This window comes from Ruegeria sp. CG11, assembly GCF_056537245.1.
Genome location: NZ_JBQFRE010000027.1, coordinates 21,637 through 36,223, shown reverse-complemented (window position 1 = coordinate 36,223; position 14,587 = coordinate 21,637). Strand labels below are relative to the sequence as shown.

Sequence of the window (14,587 nt, the reverse complement as noted above, 5' to 3'; positions counted from 1 at the left end):
CCGAAGGCTTCGCCTCGCCGCACGGGCTGCGGTCCGGGTTCCTGACCCAGGCCGCCCTCGACGGCGCCCCGATCCAGGCCGCCATGCGCCTGTCCCTGCACCGTTCCATGGCTCAGGCGCAGAAATATTACGATGACGTCGATATCGCCGAAAATCCAGCAGCAGATCTGCTTAGGTGAGCGCTTACTGGTTGTTCAATGAAATCCCGGCCTGAGGGAAACTGGCTGCAATGCCTATGTCTTGTTCCCTGTCACATCCGCTAAAGTAGCCAGCGCAGAAACATGACGCGGCAGATCGCAACGGGAATGCAGGATATCGGTTATGATCACGCTATCCGGCTGATCCAAGTAGACAAGGAAATGCTCTCCTGCCCGTACATACCTGAGATCAACCGCCTCCTCGACCAATAGAGAACAACTGCGGCTGGCCACCTTACCCTCGGTGATGGCTTGGCAGCGCGCTATCAGCTCTTGTTCATAATGATCAGCCTGATGCAGTCCAAATTTTTTGATCGTCCATCGGGCAATTTCCACCAGGCTGGATTCAGCGCGGCGTGTCAGTCGAAAGGGTCTGGTCACGTTTTGGCTCGTGCCCTTGCAAAGGCACGACGGATCACATCCGTACCGCTGCCTTCTGCCAGATCTCCAGCTTGAGCCTGGGCTACACCCTCCTGCAGGCCTTGTTTGAGAGACACCAGTCCCGCTTCTTCCCGTTCCAAGAGCCGAAGGCCGGCACGTAACGCTTCACTGGCGTTCTGATAGCGACCGGATGCAACCAGATTCTGCACCAGTTGATCTTGAGATTCTGTAAGTACGACATTGCGGGTTACCATGACATAAGCCTCCTAATTGGCAATATATGCCAACAGTGAGATATTGATCAATATCGCACTCCCTGACCGATCACGAAACCAGAATCCCTCCGCCGAGTTAATCCCGACAAAGCACCCAACCAAGCTGACTTCAGAACTTGACCGGCAGCCCGGTGAATGGTTGCCAAAACCAAGTTTTTGGTTACCTCACCCCCAACAAATTCCTTACACCTATTTAGAAATTGGTTTCTTTTCTGCGGAGTAATGGGGACAGCCGCACAAATTTCGATTCTAGCATCCTTCGAATAAAACCACTCCGGCTTTTCTTCTCCAGATCGGATGACATCCAAGTGAGCGCTCTCATCTGACCGGTGCTCAAAGCCCACGTGACACAGGCCTTGATGCATTGGATCGAGGTTGGCGAATCGGGGATGGGCAGCAGTTTCGCCCAAGTCTCCACTTGTTCCTTCTGGGATTGACGGCACGGTATTAAAAAAAGGCTTGCAAGAATCCCAACTTGCACCCCATTAATTACGGAAGAAAATGAATAAAACGGCCGCAAGCGTAACAACGAAGGGCCGAATGAGGGCAGAGATGGAGCAAGCAACCGCAGGGGTCCCCGTACCGGAAGCCCAGCAATCGAGTCACAACAGGGAACGGATCGACCTGCTGGTCGGAGATCACGCACAGCGTTTGTCAGAACGGCTGCAGGCGCACCGGGCGCAACTGTTCCCGCCGGATGCCCGGCGGTCCTTACGCAAGTTCACATCAGGCGAAGCGGCGGAGCTGCTGGGCGTCAAGGACGCCTATTTGCGCAAGCTGCATCTGGATGGCCGAGGCCCCTCGCCCGAAACCCGAGCTGGCGGGCGTCGGTACTACTCGCCCGAGGATATTCAGGCCCTGCGCGAATTGCTGGAGGCCGGAGCCAAATCGCCCGGCACCTATCTGCCGGGGCGCCGCACGGGCGATCATCTGCAGGTCATCACCGTCATCAACTTCAAGGGTGGCTCTGGTAAAACCACCACCGCCGCGCATCTGGCGCAGAAAATGGCGCTGGACGGATACAAGGTGCTGGCGATTGATCTGGACCCTCAGGCCAGCCTCTCGGCGCTGCACGGATTTCAGCCCGAGTTCGACCTGCTGGATGGCGGCACACTGTATGACGCGATCCGCTATGACAATCCGGTGCCGCTGCGCGATGTGATCCAGCAGACCTATTTCACCAATCTCGACATCGTTCCGGGCAATCTGGACCTGATGGAATTCGAACACGACACCCCCCGTGCGCTGACGCAACGGGACGGTAAACTGTTTTTCACAAGGATCGGCGACGCGCTGTCTTCTGTGGAGAATGATTATGACGTTGTCGTCGTCGATTGTCCGCCGCAACTGGGGTTTCTCACCATGTCCGCCCTGTCGGCGGCCACGGCCGTTCTGGTTACGGTGCATCCGCAGATGTTGGACGTGATGTCGATGTGCCAGTTTCTGCTGATGACCTCGAACCTGCTGGGCGTGGTCAGCGAGGCCGGGGGGAATATGTCATACGACTGGCTGCGCTATGTCGTGACGCGGTACGAACCCGGCGATGGGCCGCAGAACCAGATGGTCAGCTTCATGCGCTCCATGTTCGGGGATCATGTGCTGAACCATCCGGTGTTGAAATCCACCGCAATCTCTGACGCGGGGATCACCAAACAGACCCTTTATGAGGTCGAAAAAGGCCAGTTCACCCGCGCCACCTATGAGCGCGCGATGGAAAGCCTGAATGCGGTGAACGGCGAGATTGCATCCTTGGTCCAATCTGCATGGGGGCGTAGTGATGGCGCGTAAGAACTTGCTCAAGGGGCTGATGGAGGCCCCGCCTGCCCCGGTATCCGATGACGCACAGTTGCGGGTTGATGTGGCTAGGCCACGTTATGGCTCGGGTGCGATCGGGGCCGTCAGTCAGTCGATTTCGGATCTGAAGTCGCGCGCGGTTCAGGAAATTGATCCGCGAATGATTGATGATGGTGGTCTGCGTGACCGTTTGGAGGAAACCGCCGGTCTGACCGAGCTGATCGAGTCGATCCGGGAATACGGCCAGCAGGTGCCGGTGCTGTTGCGCCCCAATCCGAATGATGCTGAACGGTTTCAGGTTGTCTACGGCCGCCGCCGGGTGGCGGCGCTGCGTGCGCTGGGTCAGCCAGTCAAGGCGCTGATCCGCGTGCTGGACGACCGCGCCGTCATTCTGGCACAGGGCCAGGAAAACAGCGCCCGGCGCGATCTGAGCTTTATCGAAAAGGTCAACTTCGCCCGCCAGATGCAGGATATCGGGTATGAGCGCAAAGTGATCTGCGATGCGCTGCACGTGGACAAAACCCTGATTTCCAGGATGCTTTCCGTATCCGACCGTATCCCTGAACCGGTAATTCAGGCCATTGGCGCCGCGCCGTCAGTGGGTCGGGACCGATGGCTGAAACTGGCAGATCTGCTGACACAGGATCAGATGCAAAGCGCAATTGATGCGGCTGTGGGCAACACGTCCGATGACCGGTTCGAGGCAGTTCTGACCGCCCTCACCCCCCGCACTTCCCCTACTCCACGCATCGAGACGCCGTTAACAGGCGCGGATGGCACAGTGCTTGGACAGATGCGGCGCAACGGCACCAAGGCGGTTCTGACCCTGAACGCCAAAACGGCCAAAGGGTTTGAGGACTGGCTGGCTGAGAATATTTCAGAGCTTCATCACCGCTGGCAAACCAGCCGGGATGAATAGCCCCGCAACAGCGGGATAATCATGAAGCAGTGACAAGGAGGCACGAAACAGGCAGGACGGAAAGAAAAGACCCCTCAGAACCGAAGTTCCAAGAGGCCTGAATTGGTGATTTAGCACCTCCGATTTTAGGGCTTTGAGTTGACAGCTGTCAACTGGCGTCGAGTCCGGCGGGTGAAAAAGTTTTGTCTCGTGACAGCATATGGAACACATTACAACGACGCCCTTTGGGCGGCGGCCGGTGACGGCTGGTCTGATCGAACAGGCAAAGGCCATGCAGGCCGCGCCTGAGGTTACGCATATCGACAAATGGGAACTGCTGCGCGATCTGTGCACCGCACGCCGTGCTTTTGGCGTGACCGATCGGGATCTGGCGGTGCTGAACGCGCTGGTCTCGTTTCACCCGAACGCATCCCTGTCAGACAATGACAGCCTGATCGTCTTCCCGTCGAACGTGGCGTTGTCGGATCGCGCGCATGGTATGGCCGAAAGCACCTTGCGCCGGCATCTGGCTGCCCTGGTTCATGCGGGGCTGGTCGCCCGTCACGACAGCCCCAACGGCAAACGTTATGCCCGCCGCGGCGCTGATGGTGAAATTTCCCGTGCATTCGGCTTCGACCTGCGCCCGCTTTTGCAACAGGCCGCGCGGATCACCGATGCGGCGCATCAGGCCCGCGCGGATCAGGCGCAATTGGCCGCCGCCCGAGAGAAGCTGTCCCTGCTCAAGCGCGACGCTCTGAAACTGGCGCTTTATGGTCAGGAAAACGCCCTGCCCGGCGATTGGGAGGCGCCGCTGGCCGCTCTGCTGGAGGTTCACAAGCACATGCGCCGCAAGCTGGGCCTGGAAGACCTAGCTGATCTCGAGCGCCGTACCGCGAATATCCTTAGGGACATCCAGTCACTATTGGCTATGAAGACAGAAAAAATGAGCGGCAATGACGACGATTCCGGGCGGCACTATCAGAATTCAAAACCAGATAACCCTGAATCTGAACTCTGCCCTGAAAGGGGCGAGGGCGACGGGGGCGCAAGCCCCGAACCGGACCGCACGTTGCCCCGGGTGCCTTTGCCGCTGATCCTGAAGGCTTGTCCTGATATCCTGCCCTATTGTGAGCGCGACCCGCGCGAATGGCGCGACCTGATAGTGGCCGCTAGCTATGTTCGGGGCATGATGGGGATCAGCCCGTCAGCCTGGCAAGAGGCGCAAGAGCTTATGGGGGCCGAAACAGCCGCTGTAACGGTGGCCTGCATTCTGCAGCGGTTCAGCGACATCAACAGCCCCGGCGGGTATCTGCGGGCCTTGGCTGGCAAGGCGGCAGCTGGGCAGTTCTCTCCCGGGCCAATGGTGATGGCTTTACTGAACGGTATGACCCGGGTGGCCGCCTGACGAACGCGGTATGAGAGGATCGATTTACCAGAGTCTATTCCGAAACAACGGGGGCAGGTTGACAGCTGTCAACTTTATGACCGGTCAGGACGATTGCGCATGATCCCCTACCCCCTTTTCTGCGGCCAGTTCATCACGGCGCCACGCCCCAAGGAGCAAGCGTTTGAAACCGGCATAAGTCGCATCGAAGGTCGAGCGCCCCTGCGCGTAGGCTTCGCGATTGAAGTCCCGGTAATCGATCTCGTAGATGCTCGGGGCCTGCCCGATAAGGGGAGTGAAATCCTGATAATAGGGTGAAAGGGCCGTCCCGAGGCTTGCCTGAATAAGGGCCGCGGTTTCCGCCTGCTGCCCCTTTTCAAATCGCGTGACAAGCGTGCGTACGGCCTCCCATTCAAAACTCAGTCCGGCATGCCCCAGGGCTTGGGCGGCGGTATTCTCGGCCTCTTCAATCGTGGCAAAGGTTTTGTGCAGCGTGTCAAAAAACCGGCCGGTGGCCTCAAACTCGGAGACCGAGGCCCCTGTGGGCACCAGCAGGATATCCGCAGCGGCCAGCGCACTGATCGTCAGAGCCCCCAGAGAGGAGGGCGTATCGAGCACCACAAGATCGTACTCTTGCAGCGCCCCATCTGCGGACAGCCGATCCGAGAGCGCATCCCACAATTTCCATGCCCGTGCTTGCGTGCGCCAGACCGGCACCTGGAATTCGGCCCAATACAAATCCAGCTGTGCGCCCAAAAGATCGATATTCGGCCAGTGGGTATGCTGCACCACATCCTGCGTGGTCATCTCCATGGCCTGGGCAACAGTGGCATCAAGGGGCAGGGGAGGTTCCCCCCGATCCAGACGCGACTGATTATCCCGCCGCAAGTGATCACCGTAATGGCGGGCAAGTAAGGGAAAGACGGTTTTCCATTTGTCTTCGATCTGCCCCCCTAAAATCGATGTCATCGCCCCCTGACCGTCGAGGTCAATTACCAGCACCTTGTACCCATCCAAGGCGGCGGACATGGCCAGATGCGCACTCGTCGAGGTTTTGCCGACACCGCTCTTGAAATTGGCCAGGGTCACGATCTTGGCGGGCAGACCAGGAGGACGATAGGGCAGGTAGTCACGATGTTTGCTGCCTTCAGCCGCAAAATGGGTCCGCAGGCGCAGCACCTCATCAAGGGTGAACCATTTGGCCCCGCCCTCGGTTTCTGTCAGGCCCTGCGGCAACGCGGGGTTCTGGCGCAACACCCGGCGGAAATGGGCCGGGGCCACGGGGATGAGATATTTGGTGATCTCCCATGTAGAAAAGCGGCGCAGCAATTTCCGACCAGAGGCATCCCGCCCGCGACCTGCAAGATTATCCCGGCCGTTCCGGCAGGTAGCTGCAATCGCTGCAATACCGTCTGTGCCAATCGGGGCATCCATGCCTGACAATGCATCATCCGGTGAAAGACCCAGATAGGGAGTCTGGCTGTTACCACTCATCAACGCCTCCATGTTCCATGTTTTATATAACATATCACAAAACACGTTACTTGTAATGATTATCGCACCCTTCTCTTCTTTTTTTCTAAGAAATCAAGGATATTTGCCGCCAGATTGTGGCTTTTGATGCGTTGGGCACCAGCTTAGGGTGTTAAAATTTGGTTACTTAAAGTTAAGGCATTTCAGAGATCTTATAAGACTTTGAAAAAATTCGTTTTTTTATGAAATTTCGCGTTTCAGATGACTCTGATCCCCCGATAAAATGACTCTGATCCCCCGAAGGACCGATTCTGATCCCCCGATCTGTGCGGGCAAAAGACTATACCTGAACGCAGCCTGTGGATAACTTGGGTGTCAATGAAACGACGAATCCATTTCCCGGGGAAACAGAGCAGTCCTTCCCTGACCAAAAATGAAAAAAATACATAGTTCCGCAAATGGGGCACGGAGAGGCAGATGACTATAGGTACACCGTCAGCAGGTCCAGACGATTTTTTTGTATGTGATTTCTTTGGGGCGAGCCTGAAACACGATCTGGCGTCACTGGAGCATCCGCTGTTTTCATTGGCGACGCGCCCCGACAGGCGCATTCTGAACTATGCCCACAATGATGTTACGGTGACCGTGACGCCCTCAGTGAAGGGGCGTGCCACGATTTTTGATGCCGACATCCTGATCTTCTGCATCAGCCAGCTGATGGCGGCGCTGAATGCCGGCCGCGCGGTGTCGCGGCAGCTTACGCTGACGGCGCATGATCTGTTGATTGCCACCGGCCGTGAGACCAGCGGTGACGCCTACCGCCGCCTGAAAGAGGCGTTCGAGCGGCTCGCGGGAACCCGCATCACCACCAATATAGTCACCGGTGAGCGTGAGATCACGACGGGCTTCGGCCTGATTGAACGCTGGGAGATCGTGCGCAAGACCCGGGCAGGGCGCATGGTCTCGGTTTCGGTCACGTTAAGCGAATGGATCTATGAGGCGGTGCTGGCGCGTTCGGTGCTGACGCTGAGCCGGGCGTATTTCACGCTGCGCCGCCCGTTGGAGCGACGGCTCTATGCGCTGGCGCGCAAACATTGTGGGCAGCAATCGGGCTGGCGTGTTTCGGTAGAGGTGCTGTTGAAGAAGTCGGGCTCTGCCAGTCCCCGGCGCGTCTTTCGCGCAATGCTGCGCGATATCATCGCCAACGAAAATCTTCCGGACTACAAGCTGGAGGAAGAACCCGGCGACATCATCTCTGTCACGCGCCGCGACGTGGTGGTTGAAGACGGCGGCAGGCTGCTGCTGACCCCCGAGACACTGGACGAAGCCCGCAGGCTGGCCCCCGGCGCGGACATCTACGCGCTGGAGGCCGAATGGCAGGCCTTCGCCGCCCGCACCCCTCCGCGAAACGCCGACAAGGCGTTTCTGGGGTGGGTTGCCAGAAAAATGAACCAGACGTCAGGACCGGACGTTCGAAGATAGCGCGTGTTTGCAGGGGGGTGACGATCGCCCTCAAGCAATGCCCGCTTTCACGAGGTGTTCGAAATAAGCGATCGTGGGGACGAGACCTTCTCGCAGGGGCACTTTGGGTTCCCAGTCGAGGTGTTTCTTGGCCAGCGAGATATCGGGTTGGCGCTGTTTGGGATCGTCCTGGGGCAGGGGCTTGTGCACGATCTTGGACCTGGTGCCCGTCAGTTCGATGATCGCTTCGGCCAGTTCCAGCATCGAGAACTCGCCCGGGTTTCCAGTATTGATAGGGCCCGTCACATCGTCTGGCGTGTCCATCAGGCGGATAAAGGCCTCGATCAGATCGTCGCAATAGCAGAACGAGCGCGTCTGCTGGCCGTCTCCGAAAATGGTGATGTCCTCATTCTTGAGCGCCTGCATGATGAAGTTCGAGACCACGCGCCCGTCATGGGGATGCATGCGCGGCCCGTAGGTGTTGAAAATCCGGGCGACCTTGATGCGCAATTTGTGCTGTCGGTAGTAATCAAAGAACAGGGTCTCGGCGCAGCGCTTGCCTTCGTCATAACACGAGCGGACGCCTATCGGGTTCACATTGCCCCAATAGGATTCGGGCTGGGGGTGGATGTCGGGGTCGCCGTACACCTCGGATGTGGAGGCCTGCATGATCTTTGCGCCGACACGCTTGGCCAAGCCCAGCATGTTGATCGCACCATGCACGGATGTCTTGGTCGTTTGCACCGGATCGTGCTGGTAATGGACCGGTGAAGCAGGGCAGGCCAGATTGTAGATCTCATCCACCTCTATATAGAGAGGGAAGGTCACGTCATGGCGCATCAATTCGAAATTGGGGGCATCCATAAGATGGCTGACATTGCCGCGCCGACCAGTGAAATAGTTATCGACGCACAGAACCTCATGGCCGGCCTCGACCAGACGGTCACATAGATGACTGCCCAGAAACCCCGCCCCACCGGTAACCATAATGCGTTTGGAAGTCGGATTGATGAAACTCGTGTCACTCATACGTAGTCGTCCTGAAAAATTGTTGTTTTCCAGCCTTAACATAGTTTCTCGGCCGGTCACGTTGTAATTCTCTGCACCTAACGGGAAACCTTGTTCGGTGAGCTTACGAACGCGGCTGTGGTGGATCATGTTGCGGTCAGGGCAGGATGTCTGCGAATAATGAGTGTTGGGCCGGAAAGGATGCAGGATTGGCAAGTGTGCCCAGTGATGAATAAACTGGAGATAGTTATTATGCACGCAAGAGCGAGCAGCCGTGCCAGATTAAGGTGAGTATATGTTCCTTTCCGACGAGTTTGTTTACGTTGATTTGAACAAGACGGGGAGTGTTTCCGTTTTGACCTGGCTGCGCGCGCTCGAAATTCCACAGAGACATGTGAAACACCACTTGAAGCCCGATGAGGCTACCATCTCAAGTGGCATTTTAAAGTTTGCGACTATACGAAACCCTTGGGACTTCTACCTTTCTCTTTGGTCTTATGGAGTAAAACAAAAAAGGAAATCGGGGCCCTACCTAGCTCTAACTCGGTTCCGACCGTTGAAGAGCCGCGGTTACACACAGAATCCGCGCGGCGCCATATTCGGGTTCGTCCCAGCTATTCTTGCTGCAGCCCGCCAGGACCGTAAAGCAAATTTGCAACTTTATTCAGACCCCAACAATCCCGAAGCTTTTCGAACATGGCTTCGCAAATTGATGGATCCCAAGCTAGCTTCCGTGCTGTCTGGTGCATATTATTCATCGCGTCTTTTTAGCTACAGCGGCCTTTACAGCTATCGGTTCTGCAATCTGTATTGCGCCGACAACAAAACGTTGCATTCGGGACGTCTGCGAGATCCCGTAACTCTCGAGAAATGGGTTGAACAACACTGTTATATTGACCGTTTTCTGCACACCGAGACACTTGCGGTCGATTTCCGGTCGGTCATGCTCGACCACGGGATAGCACAGGCCGAAACTCTCGATTCTGTGATTGGCACTGGTAAGCCTAGGAATGCATCGCGCTCGACCACCGCAAAAAGATCGGATTTCTACGATATGGAGACGCGCCAGCTCGTCGCCGAACGTGAGAGTCTGATTATCAACCGGTTTGGCTATGAGTTCCAAGACGACTGATCTCTGTTCGGATAAAAGATGTCTATGTTATCCGTTGGACGTTTGGTGTTAGTCTCAATAACTTGAGAAAATATGATTAGAAACCCAGAAATTTATGGTGTGTTTTGTGTGAGTTGCCGGTCAAATTTTGGTTCGCTAGTAGTTATGTAGTCGCTAGGATTACGTTTATGGAAGGTCGATACGAAGCTCCTGGGTATTCCGCGACACCAAGATCATCCACTAGGCAGGCTCCAAATGACGCGGGCAACTGGAAAGGTCTGCTCTTCGGATGACGACACCTTACGCCCCGGATTCCCAAAGCCTCAGGGTTGCGTTTATCCTTCTGGGAGATCGCAATAAAGCCAGCTCTCGTGTACGCGGCTACTGGATCGGCGAAGAGCTTGAGGCGCTGGGGCATCGTGTTTCCTACCATCACGCGCCGCGCCGACGGGATTATCTACGAATGCTGGCGGCTGCGATGCGCCATGACGTCCTGATTTTCCAGAAGCAGTATTCGCGCTATGATATTGCCCTGCTGCGCGTATCTAAATTCATGGGAAAGCGTGTCTTTTTCGATATTGACGACGCGCCATCGCGGGCGGGGCGCGAGATTTCTCAGCGTAATGCGGCCACCATGATGCGCGATGCGCATGGGGTTTTCGCCGGTAGTCGTAATCTGGAAGGCCTGGTTCGAGAGGCGGGCGGCAGAGCACATTTCATACCTTCGGGCATTCGTCTGGATCAGTACAGAGCACGGACAGCAGGTGGTACAGGACAAGTTTGTCTGGGCTGGATCGGCAACGGTGCCCACTACGTAGAGGATTTGACCTCGATCCTTGAAGAACCGTTGCACAGCCTTGCGGCGCAATATGACATCCGTCTCAAAATCGTAGGAGCCTGTGGCGAACCGAAACTGACGGAGATTTTCGGTGGTATAGGTGGGTTAAAGCTCGATCTGGTGGATGAAGTGGATTGGTCTGATCCGGAAGCAGTATCGGCAGCAGTGTCCGATTTCGACATCGGGCTCTACCCGCTTATTGATAACCCGTTCAACATCTATAAATGCGCGTTCAAGGCGCTGGAATATATGGCCACATCCATTCCAGTGGTGGCAAGCGGCGTGGGGGCCAATGGAGATGTGATCACCCATGGATCGGATGGGTGCCTGGTTTCCTCGTCCGAGGAATGGGTCGCCAGTTTGTCTCGCTTGATCGCAGATGAGGGCGAGAGACGCAACTTTGGTGCGAATGGTCGCGCCAAGGTAGAAGAGCGCTACAACACAAAAGCTCTAGCCGTTCAGATTTCGGGGCTGTTGTGATGGTTGCAGTGTTAGAACAGCCGCATAAATCGTTCAAGGTCGCGTTTGGTTCCGTGCCCAAAGACAGTGGTACCTTCACGTTTTATCGCAATATCCGTCCCGCTCTCGCAGCGCGGGGGGTTTCGCTTTACTGCGTGACCATCGGAAAGCCGCAGGCGCAGCTCTGGGAAGATACCTATGTGGATGATGGCTGTGTTCGATTGGCCTCGGCCTCCCTGAATATGAAACGACAGGCGCAGGTTTTCACGAAATGGTGCACAGACAACGATATAGACTGTGTCATGGCGATAAATTCCGAAGGCATATTGTCCGCAATCCCGCATTTACCCGCGCACATACGGGTTCTGTCGCGCTGTGCCAATGCGTTTGATCACGGTTATCGTATCACTATGTCAGGCCGGGAACGGCTGGCGCGGATCATAGCCTTAACCCCACGGCTTCGTGATGATCTGGTTACCGACTACGGTGCTGATCCTGCGAAAGTTGTGCTGATTCCCAACGGCATCGACGCGGCCAAGTTTGATGCGGCAGCTCAAACGGAACGTGGCACAGGCGCGCAGCTGGCGCTGGGGTTTCTGGGTCGCCTCGAACACAATCAGAAGGGCGTGATGTATCTGCCTGCCATTGCCGATGCACTCAAGGCGCGGGGGGTGCCTTTCCGATTGCGGATTGCAGGAAAAGGTGTGGACCGGGCGCCGCTAGAAAAGGCGATGGCCTCACATCTGGCCGAGGGTCGCGTTGAGTTTATGGGAGCACTCTCCCCTGCGGAAATCCCGCAATTTTTGGGCGAGACGGATGTCTATCTCTTCACGTCTCATTTTGAGGGCTGTCCTAATGCGCTTTTGGAAGCGATGATGGCTGGATGCGTACCTGTTTGCGGTCTGATCGCTGGAATCACCGACTTTCTGGTTGAGACCGGGCGCACGGGGTTTATCGAGGAATTGGGTGATGCTGAAGGTTTCGCCAGCACCATCGCAACCCTGCACGAGGATCGTACGAAGCTTGCAATACTCGGCCGGACTACGGCGTCTGAGGCGCGGGCACGTTATACAGATGAGGTCGCAGCCGATGCCTATGCCGCCCTGATCCGGGATGTAATGTCTGAACCTGCACCGGATTGGACACCACGCCCATGGAGCGCATTCAAACCCGACCCCAACTTCCCCGGTTACTGGCGGCGCCGCATTCCGGTCGGATTGAAGGCCTTTTTGCGGAGATTCAGATGATGATATGTACCTGCTTTGCTCAGAGGTTTCTTGATGTTCACACAGCCAAACTTTTTCGTCATCGGCGGCATGCGATGCGGGTCAACAAGCCTGAACCTGATGCTCGAACAGCATCCGGATATCTACATGTCTCCGGTCAAGGAACCTGATTATTATCTGGCCGAATTATTTCGGAACATTAAAGAGCCATCACCCGAAGACAGGGATTTCCTGAAGACATTCTTAGAAAAGGGAAAATACCGGACAGATGAGACCTATCAAAGCCTATTTCAGGATGTGGAAGAGGCAAAAATTGTAGGTGAAGCCTCACATTATATTTATCATCCTGATATCGCGGCTGTAATTTATAAAGATTGCCCTGATGCACGCATTCTGGTCTGTCTGCGCAACCCTGTGGACCGCCTTTTCTCTGAGTATCTTCTGTTTTTGCGTAAAGGCACCGAGACAGGCGATTTCTCTGATTACGTAGCACGCTATGCATCAGGCTATTTAAACGGGAGTATTCTCAGTAAGATCAACGTGCCGAAACTGAACAAGGGTCTCCAAGCCGAATTTCTGGCCCCTTGGATTAGCCAGTTTGGACGGGATCGGGTCAAGCTGGTGTTGTTTGATGATCTAAACCGTGCCCCGACGGAAACAATGATTGATATTTTCAGTTGGCTGAAGATTGATGACAGTTTTGTTGTCACAGAAATTCATGCACAAAAAGGTGGAGCCGCAAAGGCCAAATGGATGATCCGTGCTATGGATTCAAAACACGCGCAATTGAAGAAAGTGAAGGATTTGATACCCAAGTCCGCCAAGGTGAAATTGCGGTCTTTGATATTCTCAAAAACTCTGGAGCGCCCGAAAATGGAGGCGCAAACAAAGGCATTCCTCGTGCAATTCTACCGAGATGATATCGAGGAGCTATCCAGTATCGTCGGTAAGGATCTGTCTGGATGGTGCAAAACAAAATAGAATTACGAAAAAAATAGGAAAGATAGCAGAGATATCGTGAGGGTTGTACAGATCATAAATAGCTTCGGCTATAATAGTGGTGGGGCTGAGCGACTGGTACAGGATCTTCATGAGGACCTACTTATCGCTGGCGTAGATGCGCATCTGGTGGCGTTGGAGCGTTGTGAGACGGCTGGGCTGCGCAATGCCGTATCTTTGGGTTTTTCAAGCTCCTACAAGCCGGGCGTTGTTCTGGCTTTGCGCAAGTACCTTAGCACGCTGATCCCAAAGCCGGATGTTGTACACGCGCACCTCTTTCCAACCAGCGCCTGCGTTGCTGCGCTCAAGCATATCGGTGCAATCCGCTGTCCGGTGGTTTTTACAGAGCACAATACTTTCAATAAACGCCGCGGGTCTGCTGTCGGAAAGATTGTCGATCCACTGATCTACAAACAGTTCAAAAAAGTCTATTGTATCAGTGATGGTACGCTGGAAAGTCTGGTGGCCGCTTATCCAACCCTGTCGGACAAAGCGGAGGTTATTTTGAATGGCGCTAGTTTGAGGTTTGACAGTTTCACCAAACGAAGCACAACGGATCGGATCAAAATCGTATCTGTGGGCAGTTTGCGCAGGTCCAAGAATTATTCAGCGGCCTTTGAGGCGCTTGAGTTGCTACCGGAAAACAAGTGCGAATACCGTGTTTTGGGTGATGGCGACTTGCGAACAGATCTGGAAGCCAGGGCGACGGCAATGAAAACGCCAGTTCGATTTGAAGGACACGTCAAGGATGTGGGTCCGTTTTTGCAGGAGGCAGATATTTTTTTGATGGCTTCACTTTGGGAAGGATTTGGCTTGGCTGCAGTCGAGGGAATGAATGCCGGACTGCCCGTGGTTGCGTCCGATACCGCGGGACTACGTGAGGTGGTGGGAACCGACGGGACATGTGCCCTGCTTGTGCCGCCAACGGAACCGCGCGCTATTGCAGAGGCCCTTACGGCGCTGGTTGAAAATGCGGAGAAACGGCAGAACATGGGAGAGGCTGGTTTTCGGCGTGCGGCATCTTTTGACAAGCGACTGATGTCCGAAAAGTATATTGCGGCTTATCATGCCGTAGCACGGTAG

Annotated in this window: 13 protein-coding genes; 9 read left to right on the top strand and 4 right to left on the bottom strand. The window is 55.5% G+C overall.

Annotation, left to right across the window (positions count from 1 at the left end):
- Positions 1-233: 233 nt before the first annotated feature.
- Positions 234-578, bottom strand: a complete 345-nt coding sequence (locus tag ACR0KW_RS22795; protein ID WP_480807064.1) for a type II toxin-antitoxin system RelE/ParE family toxin — start codon at positions 576-578, stop codon at positions 234-236.
- Entirely contained in the window at positions 575-832 is a 258-nt protein-coding gene (locus tag ACR0KW_RS22790; RefSeq protein ID WP_480807063.1) for a type II toxin-antitoxin system ParD family antitoxin, read from the bottom strand. Before ACR0KW_RS22790 ends, ACR0KW_RS22795 begins: the two co-directional genes overlap by 4 nt.
- Before the next feature lie 573 nt (positions 833-1,405).
- Here ACR0KW_RS22790 and repA point away from each other — a divergent pair.
- The 3 genes from repA to repC all read left to right on the top strand — a co-directional run bounded on the left by repA (position 1,406) and on the right by repC (position 4,950).
- Entirely contained in the window at positions 1,406-2,641 is a 1,236-nt protein-coding gene (repA, locus tag ACR0KW_RS22785; protein ID WP_480807062.1) for a plasmid partitioning protein RepA, read from the top strand.
- Positions 2,631-3,566 carry a plasmid partitioning protein RepB gene (repB, locus tag ACR0KW_RS22780; RefSeq protein WP_480807061.1) on the top strand — a complete coding sequence of 312 codons (936 nt, stop codon included), beginning with the start codon at positions 2,631-2,633 and terminating at the stop codon, positions 3,564-3,566. Before repA ends, repB begins: the two co-directional genes overlap by 11 nt.
- A gap of 199 nt (positions 3,567-3,765) precedes the next feature.
- Positions 3,766-4,950, top strand: coding sequence for a plasmid replication protein RepC (repC, locus tag ACR0KW_RS22775; RefSeq protein ID WP_480807060.1), 1,185 nt, complete (start codon positions 3,766-3,768; stop codon positions 4,948-4,950).
- 84 nt (positions 4,951-5,034) lie between these two features.
- Here repC and ACR0KW_RS22770 read toward each other — a convergent pair whose 3' ends face one another.
- Positions 5,035-6,423 (bottom strand): AAA family ATPase, encoded by a 1,389-nt coding sequence (locus ACR0KW_RS22770; RefSeq protein WP_480807059.1) that lies wholly within the window; start codon positions 6,421-6,423, stop codon positions 5,035-5,037.
- Between the two features lie 456 nt (positions 6,424-6,879).
- On the opposite strand from ACR0KW_RS22770, the gene ACR0KW_RS22765 reads away from it, so the two are divergent.
- Positions 6,880-7,884 carry a replication initiator protein A gene (locus ACR0KW_RS22765; RefSeq protein WP_480807058.1) on the top strand — a complete coding sequence of 335 codons (1,005 nt, stop codon included), beginning with the start codon at positions 6,880-6,882 and terminating at the stop codon, positions 7,882-7,884.
- Positions 7,885-7,914: 30 nt separating this feature from the next.
- On the opposite strand, the gene ACR0KW_RS22760 is transcribed toward ACR0KW_RS22765, so the two are convergent.
- Positions 7,915-8,892, bottom strand: coding sequence for a UDP-glucuronic acid decarboxylase family protein (locus ACR0KW_RS22760; RefSeq protein ID WP_480807057.1), 978 nt, complete (start codon positions 8,890-8,892; stop codon positions 7,915-7,917).
- Between the two features lie 274 nt (positions 8,893-9,166).
- Between ACR0KW_RS22760 and ACR0KW_RS22755 the strand changes: the two genes are divergently transcribed.
- From ACR0KW_RS22755 to ACR0KW_RS22735, 5 genes are all read left to right on the top strand, one after another.
- Positions 9,167-10,003 (top strand): hypothetical protein, encoded by an 837-nt coding sequence (locus ACR0KW_RS22755; RefSeq protein ID WP_480807056.1) that lies wholly within the window; start codon positions 9,167-9,169, stop codon positions 10,001-10,003.
- A 268-nt stretch (positions 10,004-10,271) separates the two neighbouring features.
- Positions 10,272-11,300, top strand: coding sequence for a glycosyltransferase family 4 protein (locus ACR0KW_RS22750; protein ID WP_480807055.1), 1,029 nt, complete (start codon positions 10,272-10,274; stop codon positions 11,298-11,300).
- Positions 11,300-12,526, top strand: coding sequence for a glycosyltransferase family 4 protein (locus ACR0KW_RS22745; RefSeq protein ID WP_480807054.1), 1,227 nt, complete (start codon positions 11,300-11,302; stop codon positions 12,524-12,526). Before ACR0KW_RS22750 ends, ACR0KW_RS22745 begins: the two co-directional genes overlap by 1 nt.
- Positions 12,527-12,559: 33 nt before the next feature.
- Entirely contained in the window at positions 12,560-13,486 is a 927-nt protein-coding gene (locus ACR0KW_RS22740) for a sulfotransferase family protein (protein ID WP_480807053.1), read from the top strand.
- Between the two features lie 36 nt (positions 13,487-13,522).
- Entirely contained in the window at positions 13,523-14,587 is a 1,065-nt protein-coding gene (locus ACR0KW_RS22735; RefSeq protein ID WP_480807052.1) for a glycosyltransferase family 4 protein, read from the top strand.